Origin of the sequence: Mesorhizobium sp. M9A.F.Ca.ET.002.03.1.2 (assembly GCF_003952365.1) — a bacterium.
Classification (GTDB): Bacteria; Pseudomonadota; Alphaproteobacteria; order Rhizobiales; family Rhizobiaceae; genus Mesorhizobium.
The window spans coordinates 3801703-3824886 of record NZ_CP034443.1 but is presented as its reverse complement, the minus strand read 5'-3'; the positions used below and the strand labels follow the sequence as shown (position 1 = coordinate 3824886).

The 23184-nt window shown below is 62.8% G+C and carries 22 protein-coding genes and 1 tRNA gene; 11 read left to right on the top strand and 12 right to left on the bottom strand.

Features of this window, described 5'->3' with window-relative positions; all coding sequences use genetic code 11:
* Positions 1-10: 10 nt before the first annotated feature.
* From EJ066_RS18310 to EJ066_RS18300, 3 genes are all read right to left on the bottom strand, one after another.
* Entirely contained in the window at positions 11-1015 is a 1005-nt protein-coding gene (locus tag EJ066_RS18310) for an asparaginase (protein ID WP_126040323.1), read from the bottom strand.
* Positions 1016-1142: 127 nt separating this feature from the next.
* Positions 1143-2309 (bottom strand): acetyl-CoA acetyltransferase, encoded by a 1167-nt coding sequence (locus EJ066_RS18305; RefSeq protein WP_126043952.1) that lies wholly within the window; start codon positions 2307-2309, stop codon positions 1143-1145.
* 131 nt (positions 2310-2440) lie between these two features.
* Positions 2441-3541 (bottom strand): AraC family transcriptional regulator, encoded by a 1101-nt coding sequence (locus EJ066_RS18300; RefSeq protein ID WP_126040321.1) that lies wholly within the window; start codon positions 3539-3541, stop codon positions 2441-2443.
* A 250-nt stretch (positions 3542-3791) separates the two neighbouring features.
* Between EJ066_RS18300 and EJ066_RS18295 the strand changes: the two genes are divergently transcribed.
* From EJ066_RS18295 to betB, 6 genes are all read left to right on the top strand, one after another.
* Positions 3792-4589: an MBL fold metallo-hydrolase gene (locus EJ066_RS18295; RefSeq protein ID WP_189644303.1), complete on the top strand. Its 798-nt coding sequence runs from the start codon at positions 3792-3794 to the stop codon at positions 4587-4589.
* A gap of 556 nt (positions 4590-5145) precedes the next feature.
* Complete coding sequence (gene betI / locus EJ066_RS18290) at positions 5146-5736, top strand: transcriptional regulator BetI (RefSeq protein WP_126040316.1); 591 nt, start codon at positions 5146-5148, stop codon at positions 5734-5736.
* Positions 5733-7262 (top strand): choline-sulfatase, encoded by a 1530-nt coding sequence (betC, locus tag EJ066_RS18285; RefSeq protein ID WP_126040314.1) that lies wholly within the window; start codon positions 5733-5735, stop codon positions 7260-7262. The genes betI and betC overlap by 4 nt, the downstream gene beginning before the upstream one ends.
* On the top strand, positions 7259-8260 hold the full coding sequence (locus EJ066_RS18280) for a threonine/serine dehydratase (protein WP_126040312.1): 1002 nt from the start codon (positions 7259-7261) through the stop codon (positions 8258-8260). Before betC ends, EJ066_RS18280 begins: the two co-directional genes overlap by 4 nt.
* Positions 8253-9905, top strand: a complete 1653-nt coding sequence (betA, locus tag EJ066_RS18275; RefSeq protein WP_126040310.1) for a choline dehydrogenase — start codon at positions 8253-8255, stop codon at positions 9903-9905. Before EJ066_RS18280 ends, betA begins: the two co-directional genes overlap by 8 nt.
* A gap of 55 nt (positions 9906-9960) precedes the next feature.
* The gene (gene betB / locus EJ066_RS18270; protein ID WP_126040308.1) at positions 9961-11424 is read left to right on the top strand and encodes a betaine-aldehyde dehydrogenase; all 1464 of its coding nucleotides are present in this window, start codon (positions 9961-9963) and stop codon (positions 11422-11424) included.
* A 37-nt stretch (positions 11425-11461) separates the two neighbouring features.
* On the opposite strand, the gene EJ066_RS18265 is transcribed toward betB, so the two are convergent.
* Positions 11462-12361 carry a LysR family transcriptional regulator gene (locus tag EJ066_RS18265; RefSeq protein ID WP_126040306.1) on the bottom strand — a complete coding sequence of 300 codons (900 nt, stop codon included), beginning with the start codon at positions 12359-12361 and terminating at the stop codon, positions 11462-11464.
* Positions 12362-12460: 99 nt separating this feature from the next.
* Between EJ066_RS18265 and EJ066_RS18260 the strand changes: the two genes are divergently transcribed.
* A complete protein-coding gene (locus tag EJ066_RS18260) occupies positions 12461-13342 on the top strand; it encodes an NmrA/HSCARG family protein (protein ID WP_126040304.1) in 882 nt (293 codons plus the stop codon).
* A gap of 103 nt (positions 13343-13445) precedes the next feature.
* Here the strand turns inward: EJ066_RS18260 and EJ066_RS18255 are convergent, their stop codons facing one another.
* Positions 13446-14966: a phosphomannomutase/phosphoglucomutase gene (locus tag EJ066_RS18255; RefSeq protein ID WP_126040302.1), complete on the bottom strand. Its 1521-nt coding sequence runs from the start codon at positions 14964-14966 to the stop codon at positions 13446-13448.
* Between the two features lie 203 nt (positions 14967-15169).
* On the opposite strand from EJ066_RS18255, the gene EJ066_RS18250 reads away from it, so the two are divergent.
* From EJ066_RS18250 to EJ066_RS18240, 3 genes are all read left to right on the top strand, one after another.
* Positions 15170-15246, top strand: a tRNA-Pro gene (locus EJ066_RS18250).
* Between the two features lie 191 nt (positions 15247-15437).
* Entirely contained in the window at positions 15438-16544 is a 1107-nt protein-coding gene (gene nirK / locus EJ066_RS18245) for a copper-containing nitrite reductase (RefSeq protein ID WP_126040300.1), read from the top strand.
* Between the two features lie 87 nt (positions 16545-16631).
* Positions 16632-17474, top strand: coding sequence for an SUMF1/EgtB/PvdO family nonheme iron enzyme (locus EJ066_RS18240; RefSeq protein ID WP_245454937.1), 843 nt, complete (start codon positions 16632-16634; stop codon positions 17472-17474).
* Positions 17475-17536: 62 nt separating this feature from the next.
* Here the strand turns inward: EJ066_RS18240 and EJ066_RS18235 are convergent, their stop codons facing one another.
* From EJ066_RS18235 to EJ066_RS18215, 6 genes are all read right to left on the bottom strand, one after another.
* Positions 17537-18712, bottom strand: coding sequence for an NnrS family protein (locus EJ066_RS18235; RefSeq protein ID WP_126040296.1), 1176 nt, complete (start codon positions 18710-18712; stop codon positions 17537-17539).
* A gap of 106 nt (positions 18713-18818) precedes the next feature.
* A complete protein-coding gene (locus EJ066_RS18230) occupies positions 18819-19256 on the bottom strand; it encodes a pseudoazurin (RefSeq protein ID WP_126040294.1) in 438 nt (145 codons plus the stop codon).
* A 306-nt stretch (positions 19257-19562) separates the two neighbouring features.
* On the bottom strand, positions 19563-19778 hold the full coding sequence (locus EJ066_RS18225) for a DUF1858 domain-containing protein (protein ID WP_126040292.1): 216 nt from the start codon (positions 19776-19778) through the stop codon (positions 19563-19565).
* An 86-nt stretch (positions 19779-19864) separates the two neighbouring features.
* Complete coding sequence (locus EJ066_RS31450) at positions 19865-20008, bottom strand: hypothetical protein (protein ID WP_189644302.1); 144 nt, start codon at positions 20006-20008, stop codon at positions 19865-19867.
* A 75-nt stretch (positions 20009-20083) separates the two neighbouring features.
* Positions 20084-20545, bottom strand: coding sequence for an Rrf2 family transcriptional regulator (locus EJ066_RS18220; RefSeq protein WP_126040290.1), 462 nt, complete (start codon positions 20543-20545; stop codon positions 20084-20086).
* Positions 20546-20600: 55 nt separating this feature from the next.
* The gene (locus EJ066_RS18215; protein ID WP_126040288.1) at positions 20601-21065 is read right to left on the bottom strand and encodes a group III truncated hemoglobin; all 465 of its coding nucleotides are present in this window, start codon (positions 21063-21065) and stop codon (positions 20601-20603) included.
* Between the two features lie 234 nt (positions 21066-21299).
* Between EJ066_RS18215 and EJ066_RS18210 the strand changes: the two genes are divergently transcribed.
* Entirely contained in the window at positions 21300-21731 is a 432-nt protein-coding gene (locus EJ066_RS18210) for a potassium channel family protein (protein WP_126040285.1), read from the top strand.
* Between the two features lie 13 nt (positions 21732-21744).
* Here the strand turns inward: EJ066_RS18210 and hemN are convergent, their stop codons facing one another.
* The gene (gene hemN, locus EJ066_RS18205) at positions 21745-23094 is read right to left on the bottom strand and encodes an oxygen-independent coproporphyrinogen III oxidase (RefSeq protein WP_126040282.1); all 1350 of its coding nucleotides are present in this window, start codon (positions 23092-23094) and stop codon (positions 21745-21747) included.
* Between the last annotated feature and the right edge of the window lie 90 nt (positions 23095-23184).

Sequence of the window (23184 nt, the reverse complement as noted above, 5' to 3'; positions counted from 1 at the left end):
AAGCTCGTTCTCAACCCAGTGCGGCAGTGGGCCTGACAGCGCCGACCTTGGTGCCGATCCGGCTTTCGATGGGCGCGTTTGCCAGTTCGAGCAGCTTCGCGGCCAGGACCTCGTCCGCATGCAGCAGCTTGGCAATGACCGCGGCAACCATGGATTCGGCCGCGCGGCCGGCGCCGTCATCGCATTTCAGCGCAATGCCGAGGCCAAGCTCCGGAAGTGCGGCGCAATAGACGCCTTCAGCTCCCCCCTTGACAAAAATCCGGCCGGGCGCGGCCTCCATCAGCGCGACATCGGTTCGGCCAGTGCCGGCGACAAAAAAGGGCTCGGCCATGCAGGCGGAAAGCAGCCGCTTCGCGGCCTTGGCGCGCACGGGCTCAAAACCGACGCCGGTCGCCATGCGGGCAAAGCCGAGCGCGAAGCTGCGCAGCGGCACGGCATAGGTTGGGATCGAGCAGCCGTCGGTGCCGCAATGACCGGCGTCATGGACGGCACCCGTCACCGCTTGCATCGCGTCGCGCACCATCTCTTGCGAGGCATGGCCTGATTTGACATAGCCGCGATGGGCGATGCCGGCGTGGACGCAGGTGCAGAGGAAGCCCGCATGCTTGCCCGAACAATTGTTGTGCAGCGCGTTCGGCAAGCCTCCGGCGCGGGCGAGCGCAACCGTCGCGTCGTGGCTCGACGGCCAATGCGCGCCGCACTCCAACGCGGTCCGGTCGAGGCCGGCTTTCGCCAGCATCGCGCGCGCCAGTTCGACATGCGCGGGTTCGCCGGAATGCGAGGCGCAGGCAAGCGCCAATTCCCGATCGCCGAAGCCATAGGCATCGGCGGCGCCGCTCTCGACCAGCGGCAGCGCCTGGATCGCTTTGACCGCCGAGCGCGGGAACACGGGGCGTGCCGTATCGCCGATCTCCAGCAACGGCTTGCCGTCGGCGTCGAAAACCGCAACGGCGCCACGATGGGCGCTCTCGACCACCGCGCCGCGCAAGACTTCGACCAGAACCGGATTTGCCATGAATTCCCCACTCGCGCATGACCTCGAAAATCGGAAATCGGACTTTCGAGGTCATGCGCAAAATCAAAATGTTCCAGCGTCCTTTGCGCGCCGGAAAGGTGCGCGGCGCTGTAATGCGGGCCGGTTTCTATCTGATCCGATCGAGAATGGAAACGTAGTTGGCGACCGCGGCACCCCCCATGTTGAAGATGCCGCCAAGCTTTGCTCCCGGCACCTGGATGCCGCCGGCCTCGCCGACAAGCTGCATGGCGCTCAGCACGTGCATTGACACGCCGGTAGCGCCGATCGGGTGGCCCTTGGCCTTCAGCCCGCCGGACGGATTGACCGGCAGCCGGCCGTCCTTCGCCGTCTCGCCGTCCAGCGCCAGTTTTGCGCCCTCGCCCGGTTTCGCCAGGCCCATCGCCTCATATTCGATCAGCTCGGCGATAGTGAAGCAGTCATGCGTCTCGACGAAGGACAGATCGTCGAGCGTCACACCGGCCTTCTTCAGAGCCTGGTTCCAGGCATGCTCGCAGCCTTCGAACGCCAAGATGTCGCGCTTCGACATCGGCAGGAAATCCTGCACATGCTCGTTGGCGCGGAAGGCGACCGCGCGGCGCATCTTCAGCGCCGTCGCCGTGTCGGCAAGGACAAGGGCGGCGGCGCCGTCCGACACCAGCGAACAGTCGGTGCGCTTCAAAGGGCCGGCGACGAAGGGGTTCTTCTCGCTTTCGTGCCGGCAGAACTCGTAGCCGAAATCCTTGCGCATCTGAGCGTAGGGATTGTCGACGCCGTTCTTGTGGTTCTTGGCGGCGATCATCGCCAGCGCGTCGGACTGGTCGCCGTAGCGCTGGAAATAGGCCTGCGCGATCTTGCCGAAGACGCCGGCGAAGCCGGCCGGCGTGTCGCCTTCTTCCGGCAGATACGAGGCCTTGAGAAGGTTCTTGCCGATTTCGGGACCAGGCGTCGTCGTCATCTGCTCGGCACCGACCACCAGCACGATGCGCGCCGCATTGGCGTCGATGGCGCGGATGCCTTGCCTGACTGCGGCCGAGCCGGTGGCGCAGGCGTTTTCGACGCGCGTCGCCGGCTTGAAACGCAGCCGGTCGTCGGCCTGCAGGACCAGGCTTGCGGTGAAATCCTGCGCGGAAAAGCCGGCATTGAAGTGGCCGAGCACGATCTCGTCGACCTCGTCCGGACCGATGCCGGCGTGGTCGAGCGCGTCGGTCGCAACCTTGGTGATCAGGCACTCCAGTGTCTCGCCTTCGAGCTTGCCGAAGCGCGAATGCGCCCAGCCGACGATGCATGCTGTCATGGTCATCTCCGTTCTCCGCGAAGACTAGCACGTCCGTCGCGGTACGATCCCTGTTATATTGTTCATGTATGAACCGTTTTCCAGGCTTCGTGAAGTGCCTGGCGCACACAATCCATGCCCGGTTGCATGCGTTAACGACCGGCAGCATGACTTCGCAGCGCGCTCGGGCTTTGGCCGTGCCAGCGTTTGAACGCCCGACTGAAGGCGCTGAGCTCCGAATAGCCGAGCATGAGCGCGATGGTCGTCAAATCGTAATCGGAGTTCTCCACGTAGCGTCTCGCCGCGGTCTGCCGCACGGTCAGGACGAGCTCGTCATAGGCCACGCCGCAGTCCTTCAGTTGCCTGCGAAGACCATGCACCGTGAGGCCAACGCGCTTGGCCACAGCACCGATGGATGCATCGCCAACCTTGTACTGGCTTTCGATCATATGTGCGAGCAGACTCAGCCGGCTGTCCCGGTTGCTGCGCAGGTCGACTTCACGGTCCATAGAAGCGAGCTGGTGGCGGATTAAGGCGCGAAACTCGGCGAAGGCGCGCGCATTTTGTTGGGGCATTGGCCGGTCGAGCAACGCCGAATCGATCAGAATTGCATTTGTATTCTGATCGAAGACGGTCTCTCCAAAAACTCTTTGGTAGTCCCTTCGCAAGCCGCCCCGCCCATGTTCGAAATGCGTTTCAGATGGCTGCCATGCGGAACCGAGAAAGTGCCGAATGAGGCCGCAGAGGGCAGCGATGGTCAACTCGGCGTCCTGATGCTTGTGCAAGATGCGGGCGTCACAGATCTGATATTCCAGCGAAGCGAAACCCCGATGGACAGTGAATTGCAGCCTCGAGTTTTCCTGGATCCAGCGGTAATTCTCCGCAAGCGCCGCAAGAGCATCGCAAACCGTCGAGGCACTGACCACCAGCTTGCTAACCGCGTTGAAGTGCTGCGGCGTCATCAACGCCTGTCCAAAACGTGCGCCGAAAAAATCGTCACCGGTCTCGCGGGCTGCGACGTCGAACAACCGGCAAAAATCCCCGAGCTCGAGACGCAGCAAGGGATCGGCGATCCTGGCCGGATCGACGCCTGCAAGTTCGAGGACACGATGCGAATTGACGCCGGCTGCGGTGATCGCACGTTGAACACCGCGCGCCGCAGCGGCCAGGATCAGCGGGTCTGCTACCGGCGAAACCGTCATTTGGTTCGACAGCGGAAATCTCCTTGTCACCGGCCGACCCCAGAGCTTCACGGTGCCAAGCCTCTTTGGATTTTCTCGGCAGCCCTTGAGAGATGTCAAGCGGCGGTGCACGTGTGTCGGTCTTATGGTCGTGCCTAGCGCGGACCAGTTTCAGGGAAATGCCATGCGTGTGAAGAGCGGTATGTCCCGACGCGACCTCTTTGGCGCAGTGGCCTTGTCTATGGTTAGCGGCACAGTTGCAGGTTCACCCGCAACTGCGAAGGCAGCGAAGGCAGAAAATACACTTCCGGGAGGTAGCCCAGTGATCGTGACATCCCACAGCGACAACGTTCTCAGCGGTACGTCTGGAGCATGGCGCATCTGGTCGCTCTCGGACGGCTACATCGAGATGCCGGCGGACCTTTTGCGGGACTCGCAGAATAACCCCGTTCCACAAGCTGCGGAGGCAGGGCCGCTTCGCCTGTCAGTCAATTGCTTCGCCCTTGCAGGTCCTGGCGTTGACGGCGTTCTGATCGACAGCGGAGGAGGAGGCTGGGCCTCCACAGTGGGGCGTCTTGAGCAAACCATGGCGGAGGCCAGTATCGACCCGGCTTCGATCAAGACCCTGGCGCTCACCCACACCCATCAGGATCATGTGTACGGGCTTTTGACCCCCGATGGCCGCGTGCTGTTTCCGAACTTGAGGACGATCGTGATTCCCGAGGCAGCTGTGGAGAGCTTCTTCGCCAAGGCGCACCTCGCGCAGTTCCGGCCGCTGCTTAGGCCTGTCCGGAATGGTGACCAGGTGGCCGAGCGATTGAAGGCCGTCGCCTTGCCGGGTCATGCTCCCGGTCATACCGGCTACACGTTTGACACCGGCGAGGACAGTTTCCTGTTCTTCGGGGACGTCGTTCATGTGCCGGCTTTGCAGTTCGGCAATCCCACGTTCAGTTGGGGCTATGACGACGATCAGGCGACGGCACGCGCAACCCGCTTAAAGGTTTTTCGTGACGCGGCCGAGGCGGGAACGTGGATCGCCGGCGCGCACCTTGGCTGGCCGGGAATCGGTCGCGTGGTGCGCCGGGGTGAAGCGTACGGCTATGAGCCGGCAGCGGGATGAGCGACCAGACGGCCGGCCCGGTACCTATCAGCTTCCCTGCCCCGTAACATGGTAGCATGGCGGCGAAAGGCCCAGGCTATGACGATTTCCCCGTTTCTCATTGCTCGGGTCCGAAGGTTTATGGCCGTGTGGCTTGAAGGACTGAATTGCTTGGGTGTTGCGCAGAATCGTGGCGACGTGGATCTCGGAGGGATCTGGCTGCAAAGATTTACGGCGGGGTCGACATCGCGATGAAAGTGCCTCCGGTCCTTGAGAACGCCGGGTACAAGACGGCAATCGTCTGGATGATAAAGCGATAGCTGCCTGCTCGTCCACGTAGCGAACGGCAGCTTTGTCCGCCAAAAGGCCGTTCAGCAGAGCCATGCCGAACGGCAATCTCCCACGCGTTGCCTCCCTTTAAAAGACTCTAATGTCCGCTGCGCCCAGCTCGCTGAGGGTCACTTGATGTTGGAACGCTTGATGTTGACCGAATGGTCTCGGCACCAAAATCGAGCCGGATTTTTGTTGATTGATCCGTCAATAAAAAATAAGCTCGTTGCAAAAGGCCGGAGCAAGAATGCCGAAAGTCGGAATGGAGCCATTGCGCCGCAGGGCGCTCATCGACGCGACGATCTCGGCGATCGGCGAGCGCGGTTCGCTTGACGTGACGATGTCGGAAATCGCCGGGCGCGCCGGCGTGTCCTCGGCGCTTGCCCATCACTATTTCGGCGCCAAGGACGAGCTTTTGCTGGCGACGATGCGGCACATCCTGGCCGAGCTGACCGCCGACATGCGGCGGGCGCTTCGATCGACCAGCACGGCACGCCAGCGCGTTTCGGCCGTGGTCGCCGTCAATTTCTCCGACGTCCAGTTCCAGGCCGAAACCATCGCCGCCTGGCTCGCCTTCTATGTCGAGGCGCAGAAATCGCCGGCGCTGCGCCGGCTGCTCAAGGTCTATGCGAGGCGCCTGCATTCCAATCTGTTGAGCGGACTGACCGGTATCCTGCCGAGAAGCGAAGCCGACCGCGTCGCCGAGGCGACGGCTGCGCTGATCGACGGGCTCTATATTAGGCGCGCGCTGAAGGACGGCGTGCCCAATGCCGCGACCGCGATCGCACTGATCGAGGATTATCTCGAAACCAAACTGAGCCGGCGGAACGCACAGTGACGACCAAGCGACCCAATATCCTGATCATCATGGTCGATCAGCTCAACGGAACGTTGTTTCCGGATGGACCGGCTGACTTCCTGCATGCGCCGCATCTGAAGGCGCTCGCCGCCCGCTCGGCGCGCTTTTGCAACAACTACACCGCCTCGCCGCTCTGCGCGCCGGGCCGCGCCTCGTTCATGAGCGGCCAGTTGCCGTCGCGCACCGAGGTCTATGACAATGCCGCCGAATTCGCCTCGTCGATCCCGACCTACGCGCATCATCTGCGCGCCGCCGGCTACCACACCTGTCTCTCCGGCAAGATGCATTTCGTCGGGCCGGACCAGTTGCACGGCTTCGAGGAACGGCTGACCACCGACATCTATCCCGCCGATTTCGGCTGGACGCCGGATTATCGCAAGCCCGGCGAGCGGATCGACTGGTGGTATCACAATCTCGGTTCCGTGGCTGGCGCCGGCGTCGCCGAGATCACCAACCAGATGGAGTATGACGACGAGGTCGCCTTCCACGCGGCGCAGAAGCTCTATGATTTCGCCCGCGTTTCCGACGATGCGGCGCGCCGGCCCTGGTGCCTGACCGTTTCCTTCACCCATCCGCACGATCCCTATGTCGCCCGGCGGCGCTATTGGGATCTTTACGAGAACTGCCCGGCGCTCGAGCCTGAAGTGGGCTTCATCCCTTATGACGAACAGGACCCGCATTCGCAGCGGCTCTACCGGGCCAGCGACTACGACAGTTTCGATATCACCCCGGAGCAGACTCGCCGCGCAAGGCGCGGCTATTTCGCCAACATCTCCTATCTCGACGACAAGGTCGGCGAATTGCTGTCGGTGCTCGAGCGCACGCGAATGCTCGACGACACGATCATCCTGTTCTGCTCGGATCACGGCGACATGCTCGGCGAGCGCGGTCTGTGGTTCAAGATGTGCTTTTTCGAAGGCTCGGCGCGGGTGCCGCTGATGATCGCCGGAAAGGACGTCCCAGCCGCCCTGATCGACGCGCCGGTCTCCAATCTCGACGTGACGCCGACGCTTTGCGACCTCGCCGGCATCGATATGAGCGCGATTGCGCCGTGGACCGACGGCCAGTCTCTGCTGCCGCTGCTCGACGGGAAGACCCGCACCGCACCGGTGCTGATGGAATATGCGGCGGAAGGCTCCAACGCGCCGATGGTGGCGATCCGCGAGGGCCGCTACAAATTCATCCATTGCGAGATCGATCCGCCGCAACTGTTTGATCTTGAATCGGATCCGCGGGAGCTGACCAATCTCGCCGCCGATCCGGCGCATGCCTCGCTGCTGGCAGCGTTCAGCGACAAGGTCCGGGCGCGCTGGGACATGGCCGCCTTCGACGCCGCCGTGCGCGTCAGCCAGGCGCGCCGCTGGGTGGTCTATCCGGCGCTGCGTAACGGCACCCACTACCCCTGGGAATTCCAGCCGCTGCAGAAGGCTTCGGAACGCTACATGCGCAACCACATGAACCTTGACAATCTCGAAGAGAGCAAGCGGTATCCGCGAGGCGAATGATGACAACCTTCGTCCCCTCCCTCGACCACCTCAGGCAGGCCTATGCCGTCACCGGCAAGGCGACGCAGATCACGCCGCTGCTGGAATCGGCGGCACTCGCCGCGGAGACGGGCGCCGCCCGCGTCTTCGTCAAGCCGGAGTCGCTGCAATGGGCCGGCTCCTTCAAGGTGCGCGGCGCCTATTGGCGATTGAAGCGGCTGTCGCCCGAAGAGGCGAGGACAGGCGTCGTCGCCTATTCCTCCGGCAATTTCGCGCAAGGGCTGGCCGCGGCCGGCCAGGCGCTCGGCATCCCCGTCACCATCGTCATGCCGATCGATGCACCTGCCGCCAAACGCGACGCCACAGCAGGCTATGGCGCGCGTGTCGTGCTGACCGACCATGGCGAGCGTGCGCGTGAGGAAGTCGCGGCCGTACGAGCGCGTGAGATCGCCGAGACCGAGAAACTCACCCTGCTGCATCCTTTCGACGATCCGGAGATCGTCGCCGGCCAGGCCGGCGCTGGGCTTGAGGCGCTCGACCAGTTGGCAGCCAAGGGCGCGCAAGCCGACCTGCTGTTCTGCGCGGTCGGCGGCGGCGGCCTGATCGGCGGCGTCTCGCTTGCCTTCCACTATCTCTCGCCGGCGACTGAAATCATCGGCGTCGAGCCGGAAGGGTTCGATGGCATGGGTTCTTCGCTCAGGCACGGCGCCATCGAGACGATGCCGATCGGGCCGAAATCGATCTGCGACGGCCTGATGGCACGCAAGCCGGGTGAAGCGCCGTTCGCGGCGGTCAAGACAGCTGGTGTTCGCGGCGTCACCGTCGATGACGCTTCGGTGCGGCGGGCAATGCGGATCGCCTTCGAACGGATGAAGCTGGTGCTTGAGCCTTCGGGCGCGGCGTCGCTGGCAGCGCTGCTCGGCGGCAAGGTGGACTTGGCCGGCAAGACCGTCCTTGTTGTGGCTACCGGCGGCAACGTCTCGCTCGCCGACTTTATGGCGCATATGAACCATGCTTGAAGCGGATTTCGTCATCATCGGCTCCGGCTCGGCCGGCTCGGCCATGGCCTACCGGCTTTCGGAGGACGGCAAGCATTCGGTGATCGTCATCGAATTTGGCGGCAGCGACATCGGGCCGCTGATCCAGATGCCGTCGGCGCTGTCGATCCCGCTCAACATGAGCCTCTACGACTGGGGATTTGCCAGCGCGCCGGAGCCGCATCTCGGCGGCCGCGTACTGGCGACGCCGCGCGGCAAGGTCATCGGCGGCTCGTCCTCGATCAACGGCATGGTCTATGTACGCGGCCACGCCCGCGATTTCGACCATTGGGCCGAACAGGGCGCGGCCGGCTGGAGCTTCGCCGACGTGCTGCCCTACTTCAAGCGCATGGAGGACGCCAACGGCGGCGAGAATGGCTGGCGCGGCCACGGCGGCCCGCTGACCGTGCAGCGTGGCTCGCGGACCAATCCGCTCTACGGCGCCTTCGTCGAGGCAGGCCGTCAGGCCGGTTTCGAGCTGACCGACGACTACAACGGCGCGAAGCAGGAAGGTTTCGGGCCGATGGAGCAGACCATTCGCGGCGGCCGCCGCTGGTCGGCGGCAAGCGCCTATCTCCGGCCGGCGCTCAGGCGGAAAAATGTGAGCCTGGTCAAGGGTTTCGCCCGGCGGGTGATCATCGAGAATCAACGCGCCACCGGTGTCGAGATCGAAGCGCGCAAACGGATTCAGGTGGTCAAGGCGCGACGTGAAGTGATCGTTGCCGCATCCTCGATCAATTCGCCCAAGATCCTGATGCTGTCCGGCATCGGCCCGGCCGAACATCTCAGGGAACACGGCATCCAGGTGATCGCCGACCGGCTCGGCGTCGGCCGCAACCTGCAGGACCATTTGGAGCTTTATATCCAGCAGGAATCAACGCAGCCGATCACGCTGAATTCGGTGCTGAATCCCTTCTCCAAGGCAATGATCGGCGCGCAGTGGCTGTTCTTCAAGTCGGGTCTCGGCGCGACCAACCATTTCGAGGCGGCGGCCTTCGTGCGCTCGCGCGCCGGTGTCGACTATCCCGACATCCAGTATCACTTCATCCCGGCGGCGGTCCGCTATGACGGCAAGGCGGCGGCGAAGGCGCACGGTTTCCAGGCGCATGTCGGGCCGATGCGATCGAAGTCGCGGGGTTCCGTCACGCTGCGCTCGCCCGATCCCAAGTTGAAGCCGGTGATCCGCTTCAACTACATGTCGCATCCGGACGACTGGACCGAGTTCCGCCACTGCATCCGGCTGACGCGCGAGATCTTCGGCCAGTCGGCATTCGACCCTTATCGCGGCAAGGAGATCTCGCCGGGCTCGCACGTGCAGTCGGACGACGATCTCGATGCCTTCATCCGCGATCACGCCGAAAGTGCCTACCACCCTTGCGGCACCTGCAGGATAGGCCGCACCGATGATCCGATGAGCGTCGTCGACCCGGAATGCCGTGTCATCGGCGTCGAGGGATTGCGGGTCGCCGATTCCTCGATCTTCCCGCGCGTCACCAACGGCAATCTCAACGCGCCGTCGATCATGACCGGCGAAAAGGCCGCCGACCACATTCTCGGCCGCACGCCGCTGGCGCCGTCCAACCAGGAGCCATGGATCAATCCGCGCTGGCAGGCGTCGGACAGATAGGCCATGTTGGCCGGATAAAACGTCCGCATGCCGCGAAAGAAAATTGGAGACAACCATGCGCGCCCAGCCAACGGCATCGCACTATGTCAACGGACGCTACATCGACGACGAGCAGGGTGCGCCGCTGCCGGTCATCTATCCGGCAACCGGCGAGACCATCGCCATGCTGCGTTCGGCGACGCCGAACGTGCTGGAACTCGCGATCGAGGCCGCGCGCACCGCGCAGCCAGCCTGGGCGCGGCTGAAGCCGGTGGAGCGCGGACGCATCCTGCGCCGCGCCGCCGACATATTGCGCGCGCGCAACGCCGACCTGGCGCGAATCGAGACGCTGGATACCGGCAAGGCGATCCAGGAGACGCTGGTGGCGGATGCGCCGTCGGCCGCGGATTGCCTGGAATATTTCGGTGGCGCGGTCGCTGCCTACAATGGCGAGGCCGTCGACCTCGGCGGACCCTTTGCCTACACGCGGCGCGAGGCACTCGGCGTCTGCGTCGGCATCGGCGCCTGGAACTACCCGATCCAGATCGCCGGCTGGAAATCGGCACCAGCGCTCGCCATGGGCAACGCCATGGTGTTCAAGCCGTCGGAGAACACGCCGCTGTCGGCGCTGGCGCTGGCCGAAATCTACACCGAGGCCGGCCTGCCCGACGGCCTGTTCAACGTGGTGCAAGGCTATGGTGATGTCGGCGCCGGCCTCGTCGGGCACGATGTCGTCGCCAAAGTCTCGGTGACCGGCTCGGTGCCGACCGGCCGCAAGGTGCTGTCGCTCGCCGGCTCGAAGATGAAGCACGCCACCATGGAGCTCGGCGGCAAGTCGCCGCTGATCGTCTTCGACGATGCCGATCTGGAAAACGCCATTGGCGGCGCCATGCTCGGCAACTTTTACTCCACCGGCCAGATCTGCTCCAACGGCACGCGGGTGTTCGTACAGAAAGGCATCCATGACCGCTTCGTCGAACGGCTCGTCGAGCGGACGAAGAAGATCCGCATCGGCGATCCGCTCGACCCGGAAACGCAGATGGGGCCGCTGGTCAACAAGGCGCAGCATGAAAAGGTCATTGGCTATATCGAGGCCGGCAAGCAGGATGGTGCCGTGCTCGCCTGCGGCGGCAACGTGCCTTCGTTGCAGGGTTTCCAAGGCGGCTTCTTTGTCGAGCCGACGGTCTTCACCGGTGTCACTGACACCATGCGCATCGCGCGCGAGGAGATTTTCGGGCCGGTGATGAGCGTGCTGAAATTCCACGGCGAGGACGAGGTGATCGACCGCGCCAACGACACGGAATTCGGCCTTGCCGCGGGCGTCTTCACGCGCGATTTGCCGCGCGCGCACCGCGTCATCGCCGAGTTGCAGGCCGGCACCTGCTGGATCAACGCCTACAATCTGACGCCGGTCGAGATCCCGTTCGGCGGCTTCAAGCAGTCGGGCATCGGGCGGGAGAACTCGCTTGCCGCGCTGGCGCTCTATTCGCAGTTGAAGTCGGTGTATGTCGAGACCGGCGACGTGGCGAGCCCGTACTGAGGCCCAGACGTGGGTGGATTGGGTACCACGCATGCCTTCAAGCGGTGTTTACCCGATTGGAAATCCGCTCGGCCGCCAGCTCGATGAAGGCCTTGACGATGGGCGAAAGATGCCGGCTGCTCGGATAGAGGACATGCAGCCCGCCCGCCGGTGTCGTGTAGTCCGGAAGAACGCGGCGCAGCCGCCCCTCGTTGATGAGCGCTTCGGCGATGCTGTGGGGCAATTGGGCGACGCCGAAACCAGTGACCGCCGCCGCAACGACCGCCTGCATTTCATTGGCGGCAAAACGCCCAGCCACCGTGGCCGTTTCCTGGCCGTGCGGCCCGTCCAGCACCCAATGAGCGCCCGAGGTCGAAGGGCCGGCGATGACGCACTGGTGGTGCGTGAGATCCGCCAGGCTTTCCGGCATCCCGTGCCTTGCGAGATAGTCCGGGCTGGCGCAGAGCAGCCTGTGCGTAGGGCCAAGTTTGCGGGCAATCAGCGTGGAATCCTGAAGGACCCCGGTGCGGAAAGCGAGGTCTATGCCGTCCTCGACCAGATTGAGCTGGTCGTCGGTCAGGCGTAGCTCGACCTTGGTTTTCGGATACATCGCAAGAAAGTCGACCACGGCCTGGGTAAGGAAATAGCCGCCGAACCCGACGGGAGCCGAAATGCGGATCGTGCCCGATGGCTCCGCTCTTGCTTCGGCGAGGCGCAGATTTGCGTCCTCGAGCGTCCGCAGCGCCTGGCTGCTCTGCTCGTAATAGAGGCGCCCAGCGTCCGTCATGTTGAGGCTGCGTGTCGTGCGCTGCAGGAGGCGAACCCCGACCTCGCGTTCGAGTGCGGCAACGCGCCGACTGACCGTTGTCTTCGGCATGGCGAGCAGGCGCGCGGCAGCGGTGAAGCTGCCGGCCTCGACGACGCGAGCGAACACGACGATATCGTTGAGATCGAGCATTGTATCCAAATATGGGACAAAGTTTTCCAATTATAGGCAATTACGCATCAATGTGACAGACCCTAATTTTGCTCCACCTGAAAAAGAAGGAGCAAACATATGACAACCAAACAAAGCGTTCTGGTTACCGGTGCCACCGGCCAGCAAGGCGGCGCGGTTGCGCGCGCCCTGCTGTCGAAGGGACATCGCGTCAAGGCACTGACCCGCAAGCCGGACAGCGATGGCGCACGGCAGCTGGTGTCGGCGGGTGCTGAAATCGTAGCCGGCGATCTCGGTGACTCGGCTTCCGTCGTGGAGGCGGCAAGTGACGTCGATACCATGTTCCTGATGGGCAATAGCTACGAGGCTGGCATGGCAGAGGAAACCCGCCAGGGGATCCTTGCCGCCGATGCGGCGAAGACTGCCGGGGTCGGGCATCTGATCTATTCATCCGTTGCCGATGCCGACAAGAAGACCGGCATCCCGCATTTCGAAAGCAAATATCTCGTCGAGCAGCATGTCGAGCGGCTCGGCATCCCCTACACGATCAGCGCACCGGTTGCCTTCATGGAGAATGTCGTCGCGCCGTGGTCGATCGGCACGCTCAGCCAAGGCACGCATGCCTTTGCGATGCCTGCCAAACGTGTCCTCCAGCTGGTCGCCCTGGCCGACATCGGAGCCTTCGTTGCCGCCCTGGCCGAGCGGCGCGAGCGCGTGTTCGGCAAGCGTTTCGATTTCGCCGGGGACGAATTGTCCGGCGAAGACCAGGCGAAGATCCTGTCGCAAGCCATTGGCCGCCCGATCGGCTACCACGAAATCCCGATCGCCGCGGCCCGCCAGCAGAGCGAGGATGCAGCACTCATGTTCGAGTGGTTCGACCGCGTCGGCTACGACGTCGATATCGCTGCCTTGCACAGGGATTTCCAGGAGGTCCGCTGGCACAGTTTTGCCGACTGGGCACGGGCGTTCGACTGGAACGTGCTTGTGCAGTCAGCCACCTGAGTTCACTTGGGTGTATGGGTCGATGGAATCCGGAGGCGGAACACGGCAGATGCTGGGGTCCGCCTCTCTTATGCCTTTCGTCGCGATGCGACGAAAGGCGAATCTAGAAAGTCTGGTTGTAGGCGCCGACCTCCGGGCTGCGGCGCAGCACCGCATCGACGGCTTCGAACATTTGCCGGCGCCGCTCGGACGACACTGGGCTTTCCACCACCACGACAAGCTCCGGCTTGTTCGATGACGCCCGCACCAGACCCCAGGTGCCGTCCTCTGCAACGACGCGAACGCCGTTGACGGTGATCAGCTCGGCGATCTTCTGGCCGGCGAAGATGGCGCCGTCCTGCTTCATCGCCTGGAAGTCGGACACGACACGCTCGACGACGCCATATTTCAGCTCGTCGGCGCAGTGCGGTGACATGGTCGGCGTGCCGAAGGTCAGCGGCAGGTCGCGATAGAGATCGGCCATGCTGCTCGTCGGGCTGCGATCGAGCATCTGGCAGATAGCGATGGCTGTGATGAGACCATCGTCATAGCCGCGCCCGATCGGCGGGTTGAAGAAGAAATGACCGGATTTCTCGAAACCGGCGATGGCGCCGAGTTCGGCCACGCGCCGCTTTATATAGGAGTGGCCGGTCTTCCAGTAGTCGGTGACGGCGCCATCGGCGCGCAACGCGGCATCGGTGTTGAACAATCCGGTCGACTTGACGTCGACGACGAAGGTCGAACCCGGATAAAGGCGCACGATGTCGCGCGCGAGCATGACGCCGACCTTGTCGGCGAAGATCTCGTTGCCTTCATTGTCGACTACGCCGCAGCGGTCGCCGTCGCCGTCGAAGCCAAGTCCGACATCGGCCCCTGTTTCCAGCACCTTGTCGCGAATCGCGTGCAGCATCTTCATGTCTTCGGGGTTGGGATTGTAGTTCGGAAACGTATGATCGAGCTCGACATCCAGCGGGATCACCTCGCAACCGATCCGTTCCAGCGCCTCAGGCGCAAAGGCCCCGGCGGTGCCGTTGCCACAAGCGGCGACCACCTTGAGCTTCCTCGATATGCGCTTGTCCCGGGTCAGGTCGTCCAGGTAGGTTTTGCGGAAATCCGGAACGAAGTCATACGAGCCGCCGCCGACAAGATCGAAGTCGCCCGCAAGCACGATCGTCTTCAATGCGCTCATTTCCTCCGGACCGAAGGTCAGGGGACGCGCAGCCCCCATCTTGACGCCGCTCCAGCCGTTCTCGTTGTGCGAAGCGGTGACCATGGCGACGGACGGCGCGTCGAGCGCGAACTGGGCGAAATAGGCCATCGGCGACAGCGCCAGCCCGATATCTCTAACCCGCGCGCCGGCGGCCATCAGTCCGGAAACCAGCGCCAGCTTGATCGCCAGTGAATAGGAACGGAAATCATGTCCGGTCACGATATCCGGCCCGGCGCCCAGGCGCCGGATCAGCGTGCCGAGCCCCATGCCGAGCGCCTGGACACCGATCAGGTTGAGCTCCGGCGGCTCCGCCGAGGCCGGGTGGCCGAACCACCAGCGCGCATCATACTCACGAAAGCCGGACGGCTTGATCAGCGCCGAGGTTTCGAACTCGAAGGTGTTGGGACGGGCTTCGCTAACGATCTTCAGGGGCAAGACAGCAACTCCAAGTGACTGGAACCAGAGTGTTTCAAGGCAGGTGGCCGACGCGTATTACACGAGCCTTTAAGCCGTGTTTATCCCTCGGGAAACTGAAACCTGTATGACCTTAAGGCGAAAGCGCAAGAAATGCGACAATAGCACCGCCATTGACGCTTGCAGGAACGAAGTGCGGCGGCTATAAGCCCGCGGTCTGGTCACGGAGTGTAGCGCAGCCTGGTAGCGCACATCGTTCGGGACGATGGGGTCGCAGGTTCAAATCCTGCCACTCCGACCAGAAAAAACAAATACTTAGTGGTTCCCGAAACTCGCTACGCGCCTGGAACCCCACAAAAGCGCGGCGCAAGTTCGAACGGCGCCCGCCGTCCTGCGACACGCCTTCATCCAATTTGCGCCAGCGCAAAGAAAAGGCGCCTCACGTCCGGTAGTTTCCTCTCATCAGCAACGATTGAGAGATAGGAGACTAAAATGCTCACGCGACGCGAAGCCCTCTTCGGCGCAGCGATTGGCGCGGCCGCCGTGGCGGCGATGCCCGCATTTTCCGCAACGGCCGCCCAGGCGGACATCGGCACGCTTGCCCGCGAGAGGATCAAGCTCGTGGCGCCGCCGTTCGTCCATCCGCACGATCAGGTTGCCAAGGGAGGCCCGAAGATCGTCGAATTCACCATGACGATCGAAGAGAAGCCTGTTGTCATCGACGCCGACGGCACGACGCTCAATGCGATGACCTACAACGGCTCGGTTCCCGGCCCGCTGATGGTTGTGCACCAGGACGATTACGTCGAACTGACGCTCATCAATCCGGATACCAACACGCTCGCCCACAACATCGATTTCCATGCCGCAACCGGAGCGCTGGGCGGCGGCGAACTCACGCTGGTCAATCCCGGCGAACAGGTGACCCTGCGCTTCAAGGCAACCCGAACGGGAACGTTCGTCTATCACTGCGCGCCCGGCGGCTCGATGATCCCCTGGCATGTCGTATCCGGCATGAGCGGCGCGATCATGGTCCTGCCGCGAGATGGCCTGAAGAACGACGAGGGCAAGCCGGTCAAATACGACAATATCTTCTATATCGGCGAGAACGACTTCTACATCCCGCGTGATGAGAAGGGCAACTTCAAGAGCTATGAAACGGCCGGCGACGGTTACGACGACGTGATAAGAGTGATGCGCGGACTGATTCCGACGCATGTGGTGTTCAACGGCAAGGCCGGGTCGTTGACCGGCGACAACGCGATGAAGGCGAAAGTCGGCGAAACGGTGTTGATCGTCCATTCGCAGGCCAATCGCGATACGCGCCCGCACCTGATCGGAGGACACGGCGACTACGTCTGGGAACAGGGCAAATTCGCCAACCCGCCGGCCAAGGATCTGGAAACCTGGTTCATTCGCGGCGGATCGGCGGGCGCGGCGCTCTACACCTTCCTGCAGCCGGGCGTCTACGCCTACGTCAACCACAATCTGATCGAGGCCGTGGAACTCGGAGCGACGGCTCATTTCATGGTCGAGGGCGAGTGGAATGACGACCTGATGACGCAGGTCGAGGCCCCGAAACCCGTCGCCACGAACTGACGATGTCGCAATCGCCCGGACAGCGTCGCTGTCCGGGCATGGACAAATGCCATGCCGCTCCACGTCCCAAGGTTTGCATCCGTCGCCATGGCGGCCGCAGCGGTTCCGGTGGGCTTGTCGATACAAGCCGTCGGCGATTGGGGTGGACATCGACAGTCCTACCCCGCGGCCATGACCGTTTCCCTGCTTCCCGGTTCGATCGTCTATCCCGTGCCGGGCGAGTTCCTGAAGGACGGGCGACCGCAACGCAATCCCCACCTTAAGCGGGAGTTCAACAAGCCTCTAGAGATCATGACCTATCAGGTCAGCGCGGCCGACTACGCGGACTGCGTGGCGGCCGGCGGATGCCAACCGCCACAGGAGGCACGCGCGATCCCGGACGATGCTCCCGTAACCGGAGTGAGCTATTTCGATGCCGACGCCTACGCGCGGTGGTATTCGGAGGCGACCGGCGATCACTGGCGGCTGCCATCCGACGAGGAGTGGGCGTTTGCCGCGGCGGAGCGCTTCACGGGCGAATTCGAGGGGGTGGAAGACGACGCCAACAACCCCGCCAGGCGTTGGCTTACCAGCTACAAGGCCGAGGTCGCACTCAATCGCAGGCCGGACCCCTTGCCGAGGAGCCGAGGCTCCTTCGGCGTGAATTCCCGGGGCCTCGCCGATCTTTCCGGCAACGTCTGGGAGTGGACATCGACATGCTATGTCCGCGCGACGTTCGCGGCAGATGGAATTGGTGTTGCGCATTCCATCGACAATTGCGGCGTCCATGTCGTCGAGGGATTTCACCGAACCTACATGTCGAACTTCGTCAGTGACGGCAAAAGCGGAGGCTGCGCCGTTGGGACGCCTCCCGACAATCTGGGGTTCAGGTTGGTGCGGGACCGACCGGGGTGGGCGAAAAGGATCCTCAGCCGCCTGGGGATCATCTGACAAATAGGTAGCGGCCCCCCGCGCCTTTCGATCGTGGCCGCACCGGTCTGCACCCACCCGCCTCACCGCGCCCTTGGCGTCATCAACGCGGTTCCATAGACCAGGATGAACCCGGCAAATGCCGCCACCCATGCAGCGCCGGCCAGATGGATCACCGCGTCATAAGGGACGAAGGCGCCCAGGGTTCTCGACGATCCCGCGAGAAGGATGGCCGCGAAGACAAACAACGTTCCTCTTCTTGCCTTGAGCTCGCGCCCCGTGTGTCCGAGCGTTGCGCGAGCCATTACGGCGAGCGTCATCGAGCCGATCGCGCCGGCGCCAAGGGCGTGGAATCCCGCCGCCGCGGGCACCGCGTCGGGAAAGAATATCGACGCCGAGACCAAGGCAAGACCGACCGGCACAAAGGCGTATGCGACATGGAGCACGAGCACGAGCGGATCCCGCGTGGTGCGCTCTCCCGCCCAGCGCGACAAACGCCATGCCTGGCAGATTGCGGCGATCGCCATGAGCAATCCGGAGATATTGCTGTCCGGGATGACCGTCCATGCTCCCAGCGCGGCGATGGAGACGGCGATCGACGCCATGTCAAAACGATCGAAGGGCGCCGGAAGCCTGCCCGGGTTTTCGCGGACGAGCCAGTTGCGCGTGAAGCTTGGAATGATGCGCCCGCCGATGAGCGAGATGAGGATGATCGCCGCGGCAATGCCGAGCCTGCGGCTGATGTCCGATATGCCCTGCAGATGCGCCTCCACGTGGAACGCACCGTTGGCGCAGGCCAGAACGGCGAGCGGCAGCAACACTTTGAGATTGCGCCAGTTCCTTCCCGCGACGATTTCGCGGGCCGCCGCAGCCGTGACCGCAAGCAGAAACGCCACGTCGATCACAGCGGCTGCTGCCCAGCCGATATCCGCCGAGAAGAAGGCGGCGGCGCGTCCGGCAATCCAGAGAACAACCAGTGCCAGCAATGGTGGACCTTGCACGGGCAGCCGGCCGGTCCAGTTCGGGATCGCGGTCAGCAGGAACCCGGTAACGATCGCCGGCAGATAGCCGAACAGCATCTCGTGCACATGCCAATCGACCGGAACAAGCGCACTGTGAGCATCGAGTTCACCCGCATAAATTGGCAGCCAAAGCACGACGGAGAGCCCGGCCTGAAGCGCCCCGAGGAAAAAGAACGGCCTGAATCCGTAAGAAAGAAACGCAGGCCCGGAGTAGGCCCGAAGACGTGGAATTCCCATGATTTGTGTCTCCAAATGAAAAAGGGCCGGATGAACCGCCGCCCCTCGGTCCGTCCGACCCCAACCTGCCCGTACATCTGGCAGGCATGGCTATATCGGTGACTGATCAGTTGGCCGGAACCTGGCTGAGCAGATCCGCGAACACCTTCTTTGCTTTCCCGGTATGCTTGACCGCCGTGGCCGCATCGAGGTTGACCGGCTTGCCGACAGCGATCAGCGCGACCATGCCCATGCCGTAGTGAGGCGCGCATTTGACGCCGTAGACACCCTCCTGGGTCAGCGTGACGGTGATTTCCTCGTTCGTTTTTCCCTTGAACGGTTCTGCGCCATCCGGGATCATGCCCTTGATCGACTGGGCGTCGTGGGTCTTGTCGGTCGGTACGAACTTGACGGTGTCACCGGGCGCAGCCTGGACGAAGGCCGGCTGGAAGACCATCGCGCCTTTTTCGCCCTTGTTGAGCATCTGCACCACATGCTCCTCAGCGCTTGCGCCGCCGGCGAGCGCGAGGATGGAGATTGCGGCAGCCAGGATAGAGAGCTTCATCGATTTGTCCTTTGTTTCGTCTTCGCGGCATTTGGCCGTTCCATGCCATTTAGCCTGATCTGCCCCGGGAGAATTTGCGCTGGCGCAAACTTGGGTAAGAAGGCCTTCCGCACGACAGATGCGGAACCGTAAGCCGTCAGGACATCCGCTTGGCTATGCCAAGGACTCCGCGATCTTCGAGCAGGAAACCGAGGCCCATTCGTTCTTCGTGCATACCGGACGATCGGCAACAGCCGCTTGCTCAGTCACGGTCAAGGACGCGCATCGGCTTGGGTGCTCTCGGAGAGCCGAACCAAGGGCTGACCGTCACCTGCCCGCTCGAACAGCCGTTTCCAGATCCAACAGGAAATCCGTCTCGTTGATCAGATGTTCGCGGCACGCCTCAGCCACGGTATGGAAGGTACCGATCGGGCAACCGACACAATGCATCCTGTATCTCAGCACCACAACCACCGTTGCCGGCCATTTCCGCATGATCTCGTCGACGACCATGTCGGGATCGATCGAACCGCGCTCGTTCACGATCGAGCCTCCTCGATTGCAAGCGTCATCATAGCTCCCCAACGCCGCCCTCGTTGCGAACCCGAAGCATTGCGGCTGATCGCGGGCTAGACAAACGTCATGACCGCTATCGCCCCGACGACAATCAGAACGAGCCCGCCGATCAGCATCGGGAGCAAGGTATTGTCCAGATCGATGCCCGACTCGAAATGGTTGGTTATCGGCGTATCGTCCTTCTTCGGCTCAGTCATGGCTCGTCTCCATTCGAGGAAAGCGGATTGGCAGCGGGTGGATCACGTGGCATTGAAGTTGCAGGTCGAGCCCCCTTAGCTACGGTTTAGCGCCACGCCGGAGCCGCGGGGCGCAGGCGGCCCGCCGAGAAAGTCGTGGGGCATCAGGATGATATCGGCCAGAGTATAACCGTCGAGGACGCTCTGGAAGGCGATCATCGCTTCGCCAAACATGCCTGAAAGCTTGCAGGAGCCGGTGACCACGCATTGGTTTCCAGTGGCGAAGCACTCCACAAGCGCGAAATCCGGCTCGGTTAGGCGCACGATATCGCCTATGCGGATCATCTCGGGCCGACGCCCGAGGGTAAGCCCACCCGAACGGCCGCGGACCGCTTTCAGGTAGCCACCGCGCGTCAGGGTATTGGCGACCTTGTTGAGGTGCGTCTTGGACACGTTGAAAGTGCGTGCGACCTCCTCGATCGTGATCAGGCGGTCGTCGGCAGAGGCGGCGTACATCAGCATCCTCAAGGCGTAGTCCGAGAAGTTGGTCAGCCGCACGAATGGTTCCTCCGATGAATCACGGCGCCTTTACAGAGGCCAGCCTATTCCCGCATCACAGGTCTTTCTCGACGATTGGTTCTATGCCCATCGTGGTCTCGCCGTGGTTGAAGGCGACCGCGAGGCGGAAACTGTGAGCGATGCGCAGCGCGCGATCCATGAACAGCGCTGCAATCTCGGGCGGGCAGATGCGGCGCACCGTTGCGCGAAACAGCTTCAGCCAACGCCGGAAATGCGCCTCGCCAAGGCCGGGAATCACCAGGTGTGGCGGCAATGGCCGACCTTCATATCGGGACGTCCGCAGCAGTGTCGCGGACCAGAAGTCGCACATCTTCGCCAGATGGCGCGGCCAGTCGCTAGGCTCGATCCTGTCGTGGAAAATTGGGCCGAGAAGTTCGTCGCGGCGAATTTCGTCATAGAAGCCGTGAACCACAGAGCGGACCATGGTCTCGTCAAGCACGTCCGGCAACGGGGCCCCGTCGATGACGATCGTTCTCCTGCTCCGATCATTCACGGCCATGTGCGTGCTCCTGTTGTGCTTGCAGTCAACCTGCGACAGCAACCGATGAACTTGCTTTCGAAGAAAGTCCTGGTCGGCAGATCAGCCGGCATCCCACGTAAAAGATATATTGTCAATGTATGTTTATCCCGATCGTCGGGCTGTTGTCTGCCAAAGCCGCGTGGCTGCCCAGCGTTCACCGGTCGGATTGATTTTGCGCAAGGAAAGGCGCGTTGCGATCGATACTTTCCGCGCATGGTTCTCAATCTGCTCATCGGCACCGTGGTCATAAGCCTGACGGTCCTGGTCCACACCTTTGGCCTGATCGCCGTCACCCATGTGATGGGCCATCTTGTTGCGCGGTTTCGCATGCATGGACGGCGCAGCCGAGCGGTCGCGATGATCAGCGTGGTGATGGGCCTCTTCGCCATCATGACGACGGAGGTCTGGCTCTGGGCGGGGCTTTACCTGTTGCTCGATATCTTTGCCGACTTCGAAACCGCCCTGTACTTCTCGACCATTACCTTTTCGACAGTCGGCTATGGCGACATCGTACCCGCTCATGCATGGCGCGTGCTGGCGGCCCTCGAGGGCGTGAACGGCTTCCTGCTCATAGGCTGGTCGACCGCCTATCTGGTCGCGGCCGGAACCCGGATCGGCCCGTTCAAGGCCGGGGAGCATTTCTGAATCGGAGAAGCGCTCAAACAGCCGCCGAATGCCTGGCTTGGCCGGCCGCGAGATAATGATCGAACCTGGCCGCGATCGACCTGACAAACGGACGGCCGCTGTCGGTCACCAGGAAAACATCACCGGAACGCTCAAACAGCCCATCCTGATCGGTTTGGGCAATGGCGACCGCGTCACCAATCACGGACACTGCCGCATCGCCAAAACGGGCGATCGCCTCGCGGCCGGAAAAGGCGAAATCGCACATCAGCCGCTCGATGACCCAGCCGCGAACGCGATCGTCGTCGGAGAACGCGATGCCGCGGACAGCGGCCAGCCCGCCATCTGCGACCATGCGTCCGTATTCGGCGGTCGAAGGCATGTTCTGTACATAGCCCTGGCGAAAACGGCCGATAGATGAAGGGCCAAGTCCGATCAATGTCTCGCAGCGATCCTCGGTGTAGCCCTGAAAGTTGCGATGCAGGGCGCCACCGCGGGATGCAACTGCCAGCACGTCGTCCGGCTTGGCGAAATGGTCGAAGCCAACGGCTTCGTATCCCGCGTTCAACATCAGACAGGCGGCGATTTGCGATTGCGCGAACCGTTCGGCCGGACCCGGCAACCATGCCTCGTCGATCATCGTCTGATGCTTCTTGAACCAGGGCACATGCGCGTAGCCGAAAAGCGCCATCCGGTCCGGTTCCAGAGTCAGCGCCTGCGCCACGGTGGAACAGACGCTCTCCCTGGTCTGATGCGGCAGGCCGTAAAGCAGATCGAGGTTCACGGACCCTACGCCGCGTGAGCGAACGCCGTCGACAACCGCCTTGGTCTGCAAAAAGCTCTGCTCGCGGTTGATCGCCTTCTGCACCTTCGGATCGAAATCCTGCACGCCGAGGCTCGCCCGCGTCATGCCGATTTCGGCGAGTGCGTCGAGGCGTGCCTCATCCATGTCATTGGGGTCGATTTCGACGCTGACCTTGGCGTCCGCAAGAAAATCGAAGCTGTCCCGCAGGACAGTTCCCAGCGCCATCATATCCTCGGGCTTCAGCATGGTCGGCGAGCCGCCACCGAAATGGACTGCGCGGACACGGCCCTTGCCGCTCACGAAGCGGGCAACCGTCGCGATTTCAGCATGCAGCGAGCGGAGATATGCGGTTACCGGGCCATACTGACGCGTCTGCTTGGTATGGCATGCACAGAACCAGCAGAGCCTGTCGCAGTAAGGGATGTGCAGGTACAGCGAAATCTCGTCACCGTTTTCGAGCGCCTCCAACCAGCCTCGGTAAACGGCGGCGTCGACGCCCGAATGGAAATGCGGTGCAGTCGGGTAGCTGGTGTAGCGCGGGACATTCTCGCCAAGCCTTGCAGCTAATTGCGGTCGCATGTCGCCATCCACTGTGTTTGCATGGTTGGAACTTTGATCGCGTTAGCGAGCCAAAGCCTTGATTTCGGTCAAAGCGCAGAGCTGCGGACA